At 68.7% G+C, this 16,766-nt stretch carries 12 protein-coding genes; 10 read left to right on the top strand and 2 right to left on the bottom strand.

What is annotated here, in order from left to right; all coding sequences use genetic code 11:
* The first annotated feature begins 353 nt into the window (after positions 1-353).
* The 10 genes from AB7O82_RS11295 (at position 354) to AB7O82_RS11250 (ending at position 14,046) form a co-directional block, all read left to right on the top strand.
* A complete protein-coding gene (locus tag AB7O82_RS11295; RefSeq protein WP_428538534.1) occupies positions 354-1,496 on the top strand; it encodes a zinc-binding dehydrogenase in 1,143 nt (380 codons plus the stop codon).
* A gap of 335 nt (positions 1,497-1,831) precedes the next feature.
* Complete coding sequence (locus AB7O82_RS11290; protein ID WP_428538532.1) at positions 1,832-3,418, top strand: ABC transporter substrate-binding protein; 1,587 nt, start codon at positions 1,832-1,834, stop codon at positions 3,416-3,418.
* Positions 3,419-3,710: 292 nt separating this feature from the next.
* Positions 3,711-4,721, top strand: coding sequence for an ABC transporter permease (locus AB7O82_RS11285; protein WP_428538530.1), 1,011 nt, complete (start codon positions 3,711-3,713; stop codon positions 4,719-4,721).
* The gene (locus AB7O82_RS11280; protein ID WP_428538528.1) at positions 4,718-5,560 is read left to right on the top strand and encodes an ABC transporter permease; all 843 of its coding nucleotides are present in this window, start codon (positions 4,718-4,720) and stop codon (positions 5,558-5,560) included. Before AB7O82_RS11285 ends, AB7O82_RS11280 begins: the two co-directional genes overlap by 4 nt.
* Before the next feature lie 58 nt (positions 5,561-5,618).
* A complete protein-coding gene (locus AB7O82_RS11275; protein ID WP_428538526.1) occupies positions 5,619-6,605 on the top strand; it encodes an ABC transporter ATP-binding protein in 987 nt (328 codons plus the stop codon).
* Between the two features lie 259 nt (positions 6,606-6,864).
* Complete coding sequence (locus tag AB7O82_RS11270; RefSeq protein ID WP_428538524.1) at positions 6,865-7,863, top strand: oligopeptide/dipeptide ABC transporter ATP-binding protein; 999 nt, start codon at positions 6,865-6,867, stop codon at positions 7,861-7,863.
* Entirely contained in the window at positions 7,860-9,653 is a 1,794-nt protein-coding gene (locus AB7O82_RS11265; protein WP_428538521.1) for a hydantoinase B/oxoprolinase family protein, read from the top strand. Before AB7O82_RS11270 ends, AB7O82_RS11265 begins: the two co-directional genes overlap by 4 nt.
* The gene (locus tag AB7O82_RS11260; RefSeq protein WP_428538518.1) at positions 9,650-11,725 is read left to right on the top strand and encodes a hydantoinase/oxoprolinase family protein; all 2,076 of its coding nucleotides are present in this window, start codon (positions 9,650-9,652) and stop codon (positions 11,723-11,725) included. The genes AB7O82_RS11265 and AB7O82_RS11260 overlap by 4 nt, the downstream gene beginning before the upstream one ends.
* A 96-nt stretch (positions 11,726-11,821) precedes the next feature.
* Positions 11,822-12,976 (top strand): M20 family metallopeptidase, encoded by a 1,155-nt coding sequence (locus AB7O82_RS11255; RefSeq protein WP_428538515.1) that lies wholly within the window; start codon positions 11,822-11,824, stop codon positions 12,974-12,976.
* On the top strand, positions 12,973-14,046 hold the full coding sequence (locus tag AB7O82_RS11250; RefSeq protein WP_428538512.1) for a DUF4424 family protein: 1,074 nt from the start codon (positions 12,973-12,975) through the stop codon (positions 14,044-14,046). Before AB7O82_RS11255 ends, AB7O82_RS11250 begins: the two co-directional genes overlap by 4 nt.
* A 129-nt stretch (positions 14,047-14,175) precedes the next feature.
* On the opposite strand, the gene AB7O82_RS11245 is transcribed toward AB7O82_RS11250, so the two are convergent.
* Positions 14,176-15,390, bottom strand: a complete 1,215-nt coding sequence (locus AB7O82_RS11245; protein WP_428538509.1) for an MFS transporter — start codon at positions 15,388-15,390, stop codon at positions 14,176-14,178.
* Positions 15,391-15,800: 410 nt separating this feature from the next.
* The gene (locus tag AB7O82_RS11240) at positions 15,801-16,688 is read right to left on the bottom strand and encodes a LysR substrate-binding domain-containing protein (protein ID WP_428538506.1); all 888 of its coding nucleotides are present in this window, start codon (positions 16,686-16,688) and stop codon (positions 15,801-15,803) included.
* Between the last annotated feature and the right edge of the window lie 78 nt (positions 16,689-16,766).

Below are 16,766 nucleotides of genomic sequence, written 5' to 3'. Positions count from 1 at the left end.
CGGCCAGATCACGCAAGGAATGGCTGTGGAGCGAGACGAAGCTCGGCCAGTCCCTGCTCACGCTGCAGCCCAGGCTGGCGGCGAGTGCCGACCCGCAGCATAAGATCCTCGGCAACTTGACTCTCATTCCGGCTACCGAGCGCTGGCGGCTCACGGGTGGCGCGCCCTAGCTCGTCTAGTCCCACCCAGCAAAGCTGCTGCGGAGTGCATCTCGAACTCCTCCCCCGTAATCGGGTCGACTACGGGGGAGGCAGACAAGCTGCGCCTACTCGGTAGCATCGAAGCTGGTGAGGCGAATGAGACGAGCTCTGCTATGGTCTCGCCGATGAGTCATTGACGAGAGGAACACCGAGATGAGCACCGCAAGCAACGCCACCGGGCTGCAACTTCGCTCCCTGATCCGCAAGAGCGGCGAGCTGGAATTGTCGCTGATCGAGGTGCCGATACCCGAGCCGGGCCCGGAGGAAGTCGTCGTGCGCATCGACGCAACGCCGATCAATCCCTCCGACCTCGGGCTGCTGCTTGGTCCGGCCGACGTCAAGACCGCGACCTCGAGCGGCAGCGGCACCGGCATCAAGGTCACGGCAAAGGTGCCGCAGACGGCGTTGCCGTTCCTGGCGACCCGCCTCGACCAGTCGATGACGGTCGGCAACGAAGGCGCCGGCACGGTGATCAGGACCGGCTCTTCGGACAAGGCGCGGGCGCTCGAAGGCAAGACGGTGTCGATGGTCGGCGGCTCGATGTACGCCCAGTACCGCCTGCTCCGCGTGCAGGACTGCCAGCCGTTGCCGCCCGGCACGACGGCGGCCGAAGGCGCGTCGTGGTTCGTCAACCCGCTGACCGCGCTCGGCATGACCGAGACGATGAAGCTCGAGGGTCACAAGGCGCTGGTCCACACCGCGGCCGCCTCGAATCTCGGCCAGATGCTGAACAAGATCTGTCTCGCCGACGGCATCGGCCTGGTCAACATCGTGCGCAACGCGCAGCAGGCGAGCCTGCTGCGCGGCATCGGCGCCCGGCATGTCGTCGATTCGAGCGCGCCGTCCTTCCTCGACGATCTCACGCAGGCCCTGGTCGACACCGGCGCCACCATCGCCTTCGATGCGATCGGCGGCGGCAAGCTGGCCAGCCAGATCCTGACCTGCATGGAAATCGCCATCAACAAGACGGCGACGACCTACAATCGCTACGGCTCGAGTGTGCACAAGCAGGTCTACCTCTACGGCAATCTCGACCTCGGCCCGACCGAGCTGGCGCGCAACTACGGCACCGCCTGGGGTGTCGGCGGCTGGCTGCTGACGCCCTTCCTGCAGAAGATCGGCCGCGCCGGCCAGACGCCGCTACGCGAGCGCGTCGTCAACAATCTCAAGACCACCTTCGCCAGCCACTACACCAAGGTCGTGTCGTTGCCCGAGGTGCTCGATGTCGCGAACATCGCCGCCTACACCAAGCGCGCCACCGGCGAGAAGTTCCTGATCAACCCGCAGAAGAAATGAGGGCCTCATGATCTTCCGGACCGCGGGCGACCCGCCCGCTCTGGATACAGGCGCGGGGGGCACGCCCGCGGTCCGGAAGAGAAAGTTCCCTCGCTGCGCTCGGGATGACCGCAATATTGTCATCCCGAGCGCAGCGAGGGTTCTTTCGCGAGCGCCATCGCCGCCTGGTCTGGCGCACGTCCGGTGCGCGGCGAGGTCCCTCCGCCGAATGGCGGGATTCTTGCAGTGGCTTCGGCCAGCCATTGACCGGACAGGCGCGGAGCGATCTTATCCCGATTGGGGGAGAGGAACGTGTCGCGTCTTTCGCCAACACCGTCTTCAGGGGGACACTTCGCATGAAACGCTCGAGGTTCTTGGCCCTGGCTGGCGCATTGTCGCTCGGCCTTGCGGCGCCGCTGCCCGCCGCCGCGCAGCAGGACAAGCAGGTCCTGGTATGGGGGGACACCCTGCCCGCAGGGCTCGATCCGCACGCGATCTTCGACGTGCCGATGCAGTTCGTCCTGCTCAACATGTACGACACGCTTTATCGCTATATCGGCAACCCGCCCAAGCTTGAGCCCTGGCTGGCGTCGGGCCACACGGTCAGTGAGGACGGCCTCACCTGGAACTTCAAGCTGGTGCCGGGCGTGAAGTTCCAGGACGGCAGTCCGCTCACCGCGAACGACGTGGTCTTCAGCTTCCGCCGCCTGCTCGGCATGAAGCGCGGCCCGGCGGGCGCGTTCCTGCCGGTGCTGAAGCCGGATGGCGTCACGGCGCCGGATGCCGAAACCGTGCGGTTCGTGCTCTCCAAGCCCTATGCGCCATTCCTGGCGGCGCTCCCGCTGGTTGCCATCGTCAGCCAGAAGCAGGTCGAGGCCAACGTCAAGGACAACGATTTCGGCAGCGCCTGGCTCTCCGCCAACGGCGCCGGCAGCGGCGTCTACCGCGCCGATCCGGCGACCTACCGGCCGCGCGAGGCGCTCGATCTCCTGCGCAACAAGGATCACTTCAAGGGCTGGGGACACAATCCCAAGCCGATCGACGTGGTGCGCTCGCGCCCGGTCGCCGAGACCTCGACCCGCGTGCTGGCGCTTATGCGCGGCGAGATCGACGCCACCGACTCCTATCTGCCGACCGACCAGGTCGAGCGCGTCGAGAAGAACACCCGCACGCGCGTGGCGCGTGATGAATCGATGCGCGTCTTCATCATCCGGATGAACAACAAGAAGCCGCCGTTCGACAACGCCAACGCGCGCAAGTGCTTCGCCTCGGCGTTCAACTACGAAGGCTTCAACAACGTCATCCTGAAGGGCCTGGTCGACCGCAATCCGGGCCCCAACCCGCGCAACCTGTGGGGCAATCCGCCCGATCTCAAGGGTTACAAGTACGACATGGCGGCGGCCAAGGCGTTCTGCGACAAGGCCAAGGCTGAGGGCGCCAAGCTCGACCGCGAGGTCGAGATCCACATCCAGAGCGAGCTCGAGCAGACCTCGCAGGCGGCGCAGATGTTCCAGGCCGACCTGCAGAAGCTCGGCATCAAGATGAAGATCGTGCCCAGCCAGTGGCCGCAAATCACCTCGGCGACCGCCAAACCGGAAACCTCGCCCGACCTGTGGATCCACTGGGTCAGCACCTACTTCGTCGATCCCGAGAACTGGATCGGCCAGATGTACGACAGCCAGTTCCACGGAACCTGGAAGGCATCGGCCTACTACGCCAACCCGAAGGTCGACGAGTTGCTGCGCAAGGCGCGCTCGACCGGCGCCCAGCCCGACCGCCAGAAGCTCTACGAGCAGGCGACCGCGCTCGTCGTCGAGGATTCGCCGGACATCTGGGTCTACAACACCATCCAGCTGCGCGGCCTGTCCAAGCGCGTCCAGGGCTACCAGTTCAGCCCGGTCGGCAGCGGCGGCGACCTGCGCTGGATGTCGCTCGCGGAGTGAGGGGCGCGAAATCGGCGTTCAAGTCCACCTCCCCAACTCCGTTGGGGAGGTGTCGCCGTCTTCGGCGACCTGCCTTCGCCGAAGCGAAGCCGCTTCGGCTTCGCGCAGGCAGGCGGAGGAGTCATGAGTCATCGCCGGGAGCGCGCCACTCCGTGGCGCTCATGGGATGCGTGATCAACAAGAAGAGCGCCACGGAGTGGTGCGCTCCCGGCCTTGAGATACATGACCCCTCCGCCCCGTATGACGGGGCACCTCCCCAGCGAAGCTGGGGAGGAGAAGAGAAAGTAACCCCGTGCTTCGCTTCCTGATCCGCCGCCTGCTCCTGGTGATCCCGTCGCTCATCGGGCTGATGGTGCTGACCTTCGTGCTGGTACGCGTGGTACCCGCCGATCCGGCGGCGACCTTGGCCGGCGAGAACTCGACCAGGCAGCAGATCGAGGAGATCCGCGCCAAGTACGGCTTCGATCGGCCGCTCTACGAGCAGTTCGCGATTTACGTCCGCCAGGTCCTGTCGGGCGATCTGGGCAATTCCGCCTTCTCCAACCGGCCGGTCTCCGGCGACGTGCTGCGCACCTTGCCGGCGACCATCGAGCTGGTCTTCATCGCCCTGCTGATCGCCACCCTGATCGGCATTCCCTTGGGCACGCTCGCGGCGGTGCGACACAACGGCCTGCTGGACCATGTCGTGCGCGTCACCACGGTGGGCGGCCTCGCGGTCGCCTCGTTCTGGTTCGCCATCATGCTGCAGCTCCTGTTCTCGATGGAGCTCGAATGGCTGCCGCTGCGTGGCCGCATCGGCGTCAACATCGGCGCGCCGCCGACGGTGACCGGTTTCTTCCTGATCGATTCGCTGCTGGCCGGCAGCTGGGCGCAGTTCACCAGCAGCCTGCGCCACATCGCCATGCCGGCCGTCACGCTCGCCATACCCGCCCTCGCCACCATCGCCCGCTTCGCCCGCGCCGGCGTGCTCGACACGCTGCAGCGCGACTTCGTGCAGTACGAGACGGCGATCGGCTATCCGCGCCATCGCATCATCTGGGTCTACGTCCTGCGCAACTCGGTGATCGCCGCGGTGACCCAGATCGGCTTGCTGTTCGGCGCCCTGATCTCGAGCGCCGTCGCGGTCGAGGCCATCTTCGACTGGCCGGGGCTGGGCAGCTACGCGGTCCAGGCCATCCTGAACAGCGACTACAAGGCGGTGCTGGCCGTCACCCTCGTGGTCGGCGTGATCTATGCCGTGGTCAATATCGCCGTCGACCTGGCGCACGGCCTGCTCGACCCGCGCGTCGCCGAGCAGCTATGAAGCTGATCCTCTGGAAGTTCCTGCGCGACACGCCGGCGGTGCTGGGGCTCGCCATCGTGCTGTTCGGCCTGTTCGTGGCGGTGTTCGCCAGCCAGCTCGCGCCGTACCCCGACGCCGCCTTCTCCTCGAACCTGCTGCAGCGCTTCAAGCCGCCGTCGGCCGAGCACTGGTTCGGCACCGACAATCTTGGCCGCGACATCTTCAGCCGGGTGATCCTGGGCACGCGCAGCGCCTTCGTGATCGCCCTCGCGGTGGTCGGCTCGGCCATGCTGATCGGCGTACCGCTCGGCCTGCTGGCCGGCCATCTCGGCGGCTGGCGCACCGAGGCCATCATGCGCGTGACCGACATCGTGCTGGCCGTCCCGCAGCTCATCCTGGCGCTGGCGCTGGCCCAGCTCATGAAGCCCGGCCTGGTGACGGCGATGGTGGCGCTGTCCCTCACTTACTGGCCGTTCTTCACCCGCACCGTCTATGCCGAGACGCGGCGCCTCAAATCGTCCCTGTTTGTCGAGGCGCTGCAGGGCGTCGGTGCCTCGACAACACGCATCCTGTTCCTGCACGTGCTGCCCAATGCCGCCTCGCCGATCATCGTGCGCGCAACGATCGGCATGGGCTTCACCATCCTGACCGCGGCCGTGCTGGGCTTCCTCGGCGTCGGCGCCACGCCGCCCGATCCCGACTGGGGCCTGGCGATCGCCGAGAGTCGGAAGTTCCTTCCCGAGACCTGGTGGTTCGCCACCTTTCCGGGCCTCGCCATCCTGATCGCGGTGCTGGGCTTCAACCTGCTGGGCGACGGGCTGCGCGACCTGGTCGATCCCAGGCTGCGGCGGTCGCGATGACCGAACCGTTGCTGCGCGTCTCCAGCCTCGCCGTCTCTCCCAGGCTGCGGTGGTCGCGATGACCGAGCCGTTGCTGCGCGTCTCCAGCCTCGCCGTCTCGATCCGCGGCGACGAGGGCACGGCGAGCATCCTCGACCGCGTCGACCTCGCCATCCCGAAGGGCCGCATCGTCGGCGTGGTCGGCGAATCGGGATGCGGCAAGTCGACTCTGATCAAGGCCATCCTCGGCGTGCTGCCGCCGCGCTCGCTGATCGAGCGCGGCGAGATCGTGTTCGAAGGACGCGACCTCGCCCGGCTCGATCCCGCGATCCTGGCGCGCGAGGTGCGCGGCTCGGCGATCGGCTTCATCCCGCAGGATCCGTTTCTCGCCCTCAATCCCGTGTTTCGCGTCGGCACCCAGATGCTGGAGACCATGCGCTGGCACGCGCCGCCGCAGTGGAAGGGCCAGCATCGCCAGCGCCTGGTGAAGCTTTTGGGCGCGGTGCAGGTGCCCGACCCGGAAGGTGCCCTCGAGCGCTATCCGCACGAATTCTCCGGCGGCCAGCGCCAGCGCCTGCTGATCGCCGCCGCCCTGTCCTGCCAGCCGCGGCTCCTGATCGCCGACGAGCCGACGACGGCGCTCGACGTCACGACGCAGCAGCAGGTGCTGAAGCTGCTGCGCGACCTGGTGGCCGAGCTCGGCCTCTCCATGCTGTTCGTCACCCACGATTTCGGCGTCGTCGCCCAGCTCTGCGACGAGGTGAGCGTGATCTATGCCGGACAGACCGTCGAAGCCGCACCGACGCGCGGCCTGATCGACGGCGCAGCCCACCCCTACGCCCGCATGCTGCTGGCCTGCCATCCCGATCGCGCCACCGACCTCGGCGGCATTCCCGGCAGCGTTCCCAGCGCCTTCGCGCCACCTCCCGGTTGCCGCTTCCATCCGCGCTGCCCGCTCGCCGTCGCCGACTGCGCGGCGGCGCGGCCGGAACTGCTGGCGCAATCGATGGGCCACACCGTGGCGTGCCCGCGCTACGAGCTCGCCCTGCCGGAGGCGGTCGCGTGAGCAACGCCTTTCCGGCTCAAGCAGCCACCCAATCTGTTGCCCGCCCCGGCACGGCAATCGCATATGGAGAAAACCGTCATCCCGACCGGAGCCGAGCGCGGCGAGGTGCAGTGCAGGGACCTTTCCTGTTGTCGCTTGCATCAAGGAAGGTCCCTCGACTGCGCCGCCCTTCGGGCGGCTCCGCTCGGGATGACGGAAATATCATAGGCGACGGCTTCTCCCTTCCCGGAGGCCCACTCGCGCCACCGGAGGCACGCGCGTGAGCGAGGCCCTCCTCGAGGTGCGCAGCCTGGTCACCATCCTCGGCCGGCGCACCGACATCCTCGGTCGCGGGCTGCGCGGCGTGCGGGCGGTCGACGGCGTGGACCTCGCGATCCGCCCCGGCGAGATCGTCGGGCTGGTGGGCGAATCGGGCTGCGGCAAGTCCACGCTGGCCCGCACCATCCTCGGCGTGCAGTGCGAGCATTCGGGCGAGATCCTGCTCGATGGCAATCCGGTCGGCGGCCTCGCTCCGGCCGTTGCGCGGCAGACGCGCAAGGACATCCAGTACGTCCACCAGGATCCCGGCGCCGCGCTCGATCCGTGGTGGTCGATCGGCCGCACGCTCGAGGAAGGCCTGACCATCCTCGGCAACAAGTCGGCGGCCGACCGGCGCGCGCGCGTGCACCGCGCCCTCACCGAGGTCGGGCTCGACCCGGCCATGGCCGGCCGCTATCCGCACGAGCTGTCGGGCGGCCAGCTGCGCCGGGTCGGCATCGCCCGCATCCTGGTGCTGCAGCCGCGCCTGGTGCTGCTCGACGAGCCGACCGCCGGCCTCGACCTTTCGGTGCAGGCCACGGTGCTGCGCCTGCTGCGCGACCTGCGCGGCCGGCTCGGCCTTACCTACCTGTTCATCAGCCACGACCTTTCCGTCGTGCGCGCGCTGTGCGACCGCATCGCCATCATGTATCTCGGCCGCATCGTCGAGATGGCCGACACGGCACAGGCTTTCGAAGCGCCGCGGCACCCCTACACGCGCGCCCTGCTCGCCGCCTCGCCGCGCCTCGACAGCGCGCTGGTGAACGACGTTCCGGTCCTCGGCGAGCCGCCCAAGCCGGGGGCCGTGCCGACCGGCTGCGCCTTCCATCCGCGCTGCAACCACGCGGGCGAGCAATGCTCCCATCGCAGGCCAGAAGCGGAATTGGTCGATGATTCGCATCTGGTCAGTTGCCTGCGATGGCGCGATCTTCCAGCCTACACAGTTCCGAGCAGGTCATGAACGACACCAGCCCCCAGGCTCTCCCCACCGTCTGTGATCCCGTTACCCTCGAGATCGTGCGCGGCGCGCTGCGGGCGGCGCAGAGCGAGATGGAGGCGCTGATCGAGCGCACGGCGATGTCGCCCTTCATTCGCGAGAAGAAGGATTTCTTCGCCGCCCTGTTCGACGGCCGCGGCAAGCTGGTGGTCGGCAGCAACCTGCCGGCGTTCGGCGACATCGTGGCGCCGATCGCCGAGTATTATCCGCTGAAGGACATGCAAGCGGGCGACCTCTACTGGTACAACGACTGCTACCTCAGCAAGGGCGCCGTCTCGCACACGCCCGACCAGGTGTTCGTGGCGCCGATCTTCGCCGAGGGCGAGCTGGTGGCCTTCGCCCATTCGTGGGCGCACTTCAACGACGTCGGCGGCCTGCGACCGGGGTCGCTGTCGCCCGACTGCGTCGACATCTTCCAGGAAGGCATCATGGTGCCGCCGATCCGGCTGGCGCGCGACGGCGTCTTCAACGAGGAGGCGCTGCGCATCTTCTATCGCAACTCACGCTTCCCGGCGATGATCCAGGGCGACACGCGCGCCGCCGTCGCCGCGGTGCGGCTGGGCGAGAAGCGGCTGCTCGAGCTGTTCGAGCGCTTCGGCAAGGCACGCATGGTCGACGCCTTCCGTCAGCTTATCGAGCGCAGCGAGCGTACCATGCGCGAGCGCTTGCGCGCGCTGGCCGCGCCCGGCGAATATCGCTTCACCGACATGATCGACTCTGACGGCCAGGGCAACGGGCCGATCCGGCTGCGCTACAAGCTCACCGTCGGCGACAATCACATCGACCTCGATTGCAGCGACAGCGACGACCAGACACCCGGCCCGGTCAATTTCCTGATGGCGCCACAGGTGCCGAGCACCGTGTTCGGCCTCTACCTGCTGGGCGGCGACCCCGACAATCTGCTTAACGACGGCGCGGTGCGGGTGATCGACGAGGTGATCACGCGGCCGGGCTCCATCCTGCAGCCCAAATTCCCCGCCCCGCTCGGCCTGCGCGGCGTCACCCTGATGCGCAACGTCGCCGCCTGCCTCGGCCTGATCAACGTCGCCACCGGCGGCCAGGCGCCGGCCGCGCACGCCGCCTACGTCATCTGGTACCTGCGCGGCCAGAAGGACGACGGCTCGCTGTTCCTGATGTCCGACGGCATCGGAGTCGGTTACGGGGCGCGGCCGACCGCCGACGGCATCGACGCCGTCTATCTCGTGGCCCAGGAGAACTATCCGGCCGAGTTCCTCGATTCGGTGTACCCGGTGCGGCTGCGTCGTTACGGCATCCACTGCGACACCGGCGGACCGGGCCGATGGCGCGGCGGCTGCGGCATCGTGCGCGAGGTCGAGGTGCTGGCACCCGAGGCGATCGTCTCGGTGCGCATCGACGGCGTCGAGAACCCGCCGTGGGGCGTGGCCGGCGGCAAGAGCGGCGGGCCAGGCCGCATCGTCGTCAATCCGGGACGCGCCGACGAGCGCGTCATCCCGCCGATCAGCGACGGCACGATCGTCAAGCGCGGCGACGTCATCCGCCTGGAGACCGGCGGCGGCGGCGGCTGGGGTCATCCGTTCGACCGCGAGCCCGAACGCGTGCTCGACGACGTGCTGGGAGGCTTCGTGTCGCGCGAGGCGGCGGAGCGCGAATACGGCGTCGTGCTCACGGCGGATGGCCGAACGATCGACACCGCGGCGACCGGAACGGTGCGCCAGAACCGTCCGACGACCAAGCTGTTCCATCGTCGCCAGTATGCGGACGTCCTGACATGAACGCGGGCGATCTCGGCGCCACACGCCCGCGCACGATCCTCGGCATCGACACCGGCGGCACCTTTACCGACGTCACGGTGCTGGACATCAGGACCGGCCGGTTGTGGACGGCCAAGACCTCGACGACGCCCGCCGATCCGTCGCTGGGCTTCATCAACGGCGTGCGCGATGGCCTCGCCGCGGCAGCGGCGCAGCCCGGCAACGTCGGCCGCGTGCTGCATGGCACGACCGTCGCCACCAACATGATCCTGGAGGGCAAGGGCGCAGCGGCCGGCCTGATCACCACCCTGGGCTTTCGCCACGTGCTGGAGATCGGCCGGCAGGACATCCCGCGGCGCGCCAACATGTTCGCCTGGGTGAAGCCGCGCCGCCCGGTGACGCCCGACCGGATCTTCGAAGTCGCCGGACGCCTCGGTCCCGACGGCAGCGAGGTCGAGCCGCTCGACGAGGCGGCCGTGCGCGCCGCCGCTCGCACCCTGCGGGCCGCAGGCGTGCAGGCGGTCGCCATCTGCTTCCTGCACAGCTACGCCAACGCGGCGCACGAGCAGCGGGCCGCCGCGCTGGTGCGCGAAGAGCACCCCGACGCCCTGGTCTCGATCTCGAGCGAGGTGCTGGCGGTGTTCCGCGAGTACGAGCGCAGCATGGCGACGATCCTCAACGTCTACGTCATGCCGGTGATCTCCGCCTATGTCGGCCGGCTGGAGGAGCGCCTGCGCGAGGCCGAGGTCGCCGCGCCCCTGCTGCTGATGAAGTCGAGCGGCGGCGTCGCCGGTACCTCGACGGTGCGCCGCGCGCCGGTCGAGACGGCGCTGTCCGGCCCCGCGGCAGGCGCGGTCGGCATGGCCTTCGTCGGCGCCGCGGCGGGCTACGGCGACCTGATCGGCGTCGACATCGGCGGCACCTCGGCCGACATCAGCCTGATCAAGGACGGCAAGCCCAGCGTCACCGTCAACGGCCGCGTCGGCGAATGGCCGCTACCCCTGCCGATGGTCGACATCGTCACCATCGGCGCCGGCGGCGGCTCGATCGCCCGCGTCGGCCGCTCCGGCGCCCTGACCGTCGGACCGCAGAGCGCCGGCGCCAATCCCGGCCCGTGCTGCTACGGCCGCGGCGGCAGCGAGCCCACCGTCACCGATGCCCATCTCGTGCTCGGCCATCTGCCGCCGTGGCTGCTCGATGGCAGCTTCCGGCTCGACCTCGAGGCGGCCGAGCGCGCGGTTGCCACCAAGGTCGCCGAGCCGCTGGGGCTCGACCTGATGGCTGCGGCACGCGGCATCCTGGCGATTGCCGACAGCCACATGGTCGGCGCGATCCGCGTCGTCTCGGTCGAGCGCGGCCGCGATCCGCGCGACTTCGTGCTGGTGCCGTTCGGCGGCGCCGGACCATTGCATGGCGGCGCGCTGGCGCGCCTGCTCGACATCCGCACCCAGCTGATCGCGCCGTCGCCCGGCGTGCTGTCGGCGCTCGGGCTGCTGGTGTCCGACCTCAAGGCCGATTTCGCCCGCACCTGCCTGCAGCAGCATGGCCATTTCGACGTCGCCCAGATGGCGGCGACCTTCACCGGCCTGCAGGCCGAGGCTGAGCGCTGGTTCGAGACAGAGAGCGTGCCGGCTGCGGCGCGCAAGACGATGTGGAGCGCCAGCCTGCGCTACGAGCACCAGGGCTTCGAACTCACGGTCGACTGGCCGGGCACCGAGGTCAACGACGCGGCGGCGGCCGAGGTGCTGCGGCGGTTCCACGAGCTGCACCGCACGCTCTACACCTTCGCCCAGGAGGATACGCCGGTCGAGATCGTGACCTTGCGCGTGTCGGCGAGCGGCGCGCTGCCGCAGCCGCAGCTCAGCGAGCTTGCGCCCGGCGGCGATCCGCGCGACGCCATCGTCGCGCGCCAGTCGATCAACCTTGAAAGCGGCATCGTCGAGGCGCCGGTCTATGCCCGCGCCCGCCTCGGCGCCGGCGTCCGCATCGCCGGCCCGGCGATCATGACCCAGCTCGACGCCACCACCCTCCTGCTGCCGCGCCAGACCGCCGAGGTCCATCCGACTGGCAGCCTGATCGTGCGGGAAGATTAAGTTCATCGTCTTCCGGACCGCGGGCGTCCCGCCCGTTCATGATATGAGCGGGCGGGACGCCCGCGGTCCAAAAGAAACTGATCCGAGGTAACCGCCGTGACTGATTCTGCCCGCTCCAACATCCCGACCTTCGACGGCGAGGAGATTCTCGCCGGCATCCGCCGCTGGGTCGAGATCGAGACGCCGAGCCATGACGGCGTCGCCGTCAACAAGCTGGTCGATGTCGTGCAGAGCGACCTGACGCGCATCGGCGCCCAGACGCTGCGCACCCCGGGACGCGACGGCTTCGGCGACATCCTCGAGGCGCGCGCGCCGTGGGGCGACGAGAACGAGCCCGGAATCCTGATCGTGGGCCATCTCGACACCGTGCATCCGATCGGCGCGCTGGCCACCACCCATGTCTTCCGGCGCGAAGGCGACACGGTCTACGGACCGGGCATCTACGACATGAAGGCGGGCTCCTATCTCGCCTGCTACGCCCTGCAGCATTTCGTGCGCGAGGGCCGCCGCACCACCCTGCCCGTGCGCATCCTCTACGTGCCCGAGGAGGAGGTCGGCAGCCCGACCAGTCGGGCCGCCATCGAGGCCGCGGCGCGCAAATCCAAGTACGTGCTGGTGATGGAGCCGGCGCGCGACGGCGGCAAGTGCGTGACCGCGCGCAAGGGCTGGGGCCGCTTCGACATGACCATCACCGGGCGCGCCTCGCACGCCGGCTCGCGGCCGCAGGACGGCCGCAGCGCCCTGCGCGAGCTCGCCCGCCAGATCCTCGATCTCGAAGCCATGTCCGATCCGGCGGTGGGCATCTCGATCGTCGTCGGCATGGCGCAGGGCGGCAGCGCGCCCAATGTCGTGCCGGCGCTGGCGACGGCGACCATCGACCTGCGCGTGCCGCCCGGCATCGACGCCGACGCGGTGGTGCAACGCGTCCTGCAACGCCCCGCTTTCGACCCCGATTGCCGGGTCGAGGTCACCGGCGGCATCAACCGGCCGGCCTATGCCAAGAACGAAGGCATCACCGCCCTGTTCGAGCATGCCAAGGGCTGCGCTGCCGAGATCGGCTTCGTGCTCGAGGACACGCCGCTGACCGGCGGCGTCAGCGACGGCAACTTCCCGGCGGCGCTCGGCATCCCGACCCTCGACGGGCTGGGCGCCGACGGCCGCGGCGCGCACGCGCTCGACGAGCAGATCAGCTTCGCCTCGCTGGTGCCGCGCGCCCAGCTTCTGGTGCGGATGCTGGAGACGCTGCGGTGAGCACTGCCGCGCGCTTGGTTGCCCGGCTTGCCGGGCTGGCGCTGCTGTGCGCCGCCGCCACCGCGTCCGCCAACGATTCGGCGTCGGAGCTGGCAGCCGGCGGCATCGTGCTGGTGAAGACCGACGCCATCACCATGCAGCGCGAGGATCTGCACCTCTCGCCCGCCGAGGTGCGCGTACGATACGAGATGCGCAACGACACCGGCCAGCCGGTGACCCTGCGCGTCGCCTTCCCGCTGCCCGAGCTGCCGAGCCAGACGCCCGGCGGGCGGGTCACCAGCACCGGCGGCTACAACATCGTCATGGATCAGCCGACCGATCCCAACTTCCTGGGCTTCCGCCTTCGCGTCGACGGGCGCGACGTGACCCCGGAAACGGAGGTTCGCGCCGAGCTGCCGGACGGCCGCAACATCACGGGCGAACTGACGAGGATCGGCGGCATGAAGCTGGTCCTGCGCACCGGCCTGTTCTTCCCGCCCGACGATCCCGAGCTCGAGCCCGCCACGCGCGCCGCGCTCGAGAAGCTGGGCGCTGTCGAGCCGCTCGATGCAAAGGGCTATCGCCTGCCGTGGACGACCCGCGTCACCTTCCACTGGATGCAGACCTTCGCGCCAGGGATCACCGTGATCGAGCACAACTACCGGCCGATCCTGGGCTTCCGATTCATCGTTCCCGCAGCCAACGGCAAGGTGACGGGGTCGGGCGACGGCGATCCGCAGCGCGACTTCTGCATCTCCGGCGCCACGGTCCAGGCCCTGCGCGCGATGTCGCAGCGTGTTTCCGCCGAGCGGCGACAGAAGAGCGGCATCGAGGACTCGTATCTGCAGGGCTTCACGCTGGGCTACATCCTGTTGACGGCACGCAACTGGCACGGCCCCATCGGCAGCTTCCACCTCACCATTGAAGGCGGGCCGGCCGGCCTCGACGGCGCGACAAATCTCAAGAGGCCGGAGCTGGTGACCTTCTGCTCCGATCTCGCCGTTCGCCAGACCGGCCCCTTGAAGTTCGAGGCGAGTGCGCAGGACTACGTGCCGAAGCACGATTTGCGGGTGCTGTTCGTTACTGAATAGCCGCGTCATCTTCTTCCGGACCGCGAGCGTCTCGCTCGCTCATGCTCATGCGCTTGATGAAGGCGCGTTCGGCTTCGCCGTGCCGCGCCATAAGCGAGCGAGACGCTCGCGGTCCGGAAGAGCATGAGCCTACGCAAGCCTCGCTACCGGTCGCGGGACCGCGTCCTTGATCGGGAAGTTGAGCAGCGCGGCCATCAGGCCGGCGGCGGCGGTGAGGATCCAGACGATCGCATAGGAGCCCGTCAGCTCGAACAGGACGCCGCCCAGCCAGGCGCCGATGAACGAGCCGATCTGGTGGCTGAAGAAGCACACGCCGAACAGCGTGCCCAGATGAGAAGTTCCAAAGACCTTGGCCAGCCATCCGCTGGTGAGCGGCACCGTCCCCAGCCAGGTGAGGCCCATCACGGCGGCGAAGATCACCACCGAGGCCGTGCTCTTGGGCAGCAGGAAGAACGCCGCAATGGTGACGCCGCGCACGAGGTAGAGCCAACCGAGCACCTGCTGCTGGCGAAAACGACCGCCCAGCCAGCCGCAGGCCCAGCTGCCTGCGATATTGAACAGGCCGATCAGCGACAGCGCCGTCGCACCGAGGCCCAACGGCATGTGACACAGGGTGAGATAGTCAGGCAGGTACGTGCCGATGAACGCGAGCTGGAAACCGCAGGTGAAGAAGCCCAGGGTCAGCAGCCGGTAGCCGAGATGCTTCATGGCCTCGGTCAGCGCCTCGCCGAGGCGCGGAGTCGTTCCGGGGCTGACGGCATGTGGTGTAGTCGGTTGCCCTCGCCGCTCGAGCAGGAGCGCAACAGGAGCAACCATCAGCAACAGCACCCCAAGACCGACGAGCGATGCCGCGATTCCCCAGTCCTCGAGGCCAATCAGGGAGATCGGCACCAACGCGACCTGACCGAGCGAACCACCGGCGCCCGACAGTCCCATCGCCAGGCTGCGATTCTCGGCGGTCGCGGCACGGCCGACCGCTGTCAGCACGACGCCAAAAGTCGTGCAGCTCATGCCGATGCCGACCAGCAGGCCCATGCCCAGCACGAGGAGCACGCCCGAGTCGGTGATTGCCGTCAGCGCCAGCCCGGCGGCATAGGCAATGGCACCGAGGATGACGACAGGCGCCGCGCCAAAACGGTCGGCGGCCGCGCCGGCGAGCGGTTGGGCGAGGCCCCACACCAGATTGTGCAGCGCGATCGCCAGCGCGATGGTGGTGATCGCGAGCCCGCGCTCCTGGGCGAGCGGGCCGAGGAACAACCCGAAGGTCTGCCGCGTGCCCATGGCGACGCTCATCATCAACGCCGCCGCCACGACCACGATCAACACTCGACCCGTACGCTGCATCTGTCCATCTCCGAGAGAAGCGGACAATGCGAACGCTCAGCGGTGTCGACAAAGGAGAAGAACGCAACGACGGGTGAGCCGCGCTCACCTGATAATTCTCCTCCCTGGCGCTGCCACCTCGAGAATCTCTGCCCCGTTTCCCATTCTCCTCCCCAGCTCTGCTGGGGAGGTGTCGCCGTCTTACGGCGACGGAGGGGCCATGAGCTCCAGACCCGCTGCCCATGACCCCTCCGTCCGCGAAGGCGCGGACACCTTTCCAGCAGAGCTGCGGAGGAGATTGATTGCGGGGGAGGGAATCGAGGCGGGCTTCGCTGGGGAGACACCCAGCACGCCCGGCGCGCACCACGATGGTAAGAAATAGGGGCGGTACCCCCCAATTTTCATAGGAGGAGAATGAATGATGAGCGTCCCTATGACCGCGCCTCTGCCACCAGCCATCGCTTGAAGGCGCGCAGGTCGGCGCGGCGCTCGGTTCCGGGTGCGCTCACGAGCCAGTAAGCCGTCGGCGATGGCCGCGTCCCGGCACCCAGCGCCACCAGGCGGCCGGCCCCGAGGTCGCGGTCGACCAGCGGGCGCATGGCCAGCACGACGCCGAGTCCCAGGCTCGCCGCCTCGAAGGCGAGTTCGAACGTGTCCACGCGCAATCCACCTTCGGCATCGATTTCGCCATGGCCCTCCGCTTTCAGCCATGACTGCCAGCCTTCGCTCACCGTCGTGACGTGGATCAGCGTCGCGCGCCGGAGATCGATCTTGCCGCGGCGATCGACGAGGCTGGCGCGATAGACGGGACTGCAGACCGGCATCAGCGCACCGTGGAGCAGCTTCACCCATGCAAGTCCGCCCACCGGCGCGCGGCTCATGCGGATGGCGAAGTCGAAGCCGTCGATCGGGAAGCCGACATGCCGGCGCGACGTGTCGACCACGATGGCGGTCTTCGGCCATCGCTCGCGAAAGCCCGCAAGGCGCGGCAGCAGCCAGCGCTGGGCAAGCGTCGGGGCGCAGCTCACGGCGATCGAGCGTGGTGCGGAGCGGTCCGGCAGGCGCTGCGTGCCGACAGCGATCAGGGACAGCGCCTCGCTGACATAGGTCAGGTAGTCGGCGCCGACGTGCGTCAGCGACAGGCCGCGCGGCTTGCGCTCGAACAGCGTGACACCGAGCGCCTGCTCGAGACCGACGATGCCGTGGCTCACCGCACTCGGCGTGACATTGAGCTCCGCCGCGGCCAGCTTGAAGCTGCGCAGCCGGCCTGCAGCCTCGAACAGGCGCAGGGCAGGCAGTGGCGGAAGACGAAGCGGCATGAAAGCCTCCGGGCGGACAAGGGTTCCGGGCGTCCCTTGTCTTGGGGGCGAGACTATTCCACCCTTGGCGAAACAGGG

The organism is Reyranella sp. (assembly GCF_050185545.1).
Classification (GTDB): domain Bacteria; phylum Pseudomonadota; class Alphaproteobacteria; order Reyranellales; family Reyranellaceae; genus Reyranella.
This window is presented reverse-complemented; position numbering and strand designations above follow the sequence as displayed.

Bases quoted from the DNA above. Each gene is read 5' to 3' on its own strand.
- AB7O82_RS11295 (WP_428538534.1), top strand. From the start codon at position 354: ATGAGCACCGCAAGCAACGCCACCGGGCTGCAACTTCGCTCCCTGATC.
- AB7O82_RS11290 (WP_428538532.1), top strand. From the start codon at position 1,832: ATGAAACGCTCGAGGTTCTTGGCCCTGGCTGGCGCATTGTCGCTCGGC.
- AB7O82_RS11280 (WP_428538528.1), top strand. From the start codon at position 4,718: ATGAAGCTGATCCTCTGGAAGTTCCTGCGCGACACGCCGGCGGTGCTG.
- AB7O82_RS11275 (WP_428538526.1), top strand. From the start codon at position 5,619: ATGACCGAGCCGTTGCTGCGCGTCTCCAGCCTCGCCGTCTCGATCCGC.
- AB7O82_RS11265 (WP_428538521.1), top strand. From the start codon at position 7,860: ATGAACGACACCAGCCCCCAGGCTCTCCCCACCGTCTGTGATCCCGTT.
- AB7O82_RS11260 (WP_428538518.1), top strand. From the start codon at position 9,650: ATGAACGCGGGCGATCTCGGCGCCACACGCCCGCGCACGATCCTCGGC.
- AB7O82_RS11245 (WP_428538509.1), bottom strand. From the start codon at position 15,390: ATGCAGCGTACGGGTCGAGTGTTGATCGTGGTCGTGGCGGCGGCGTTG.
- AB7O82_RS11240 (WP_428538506.1), bottom strand. From the start codon at position 16,688: ATGCCGCTTCGTCTTCCGCCACTGCCTGCCCTGCGCCTGTTCGAGGCT.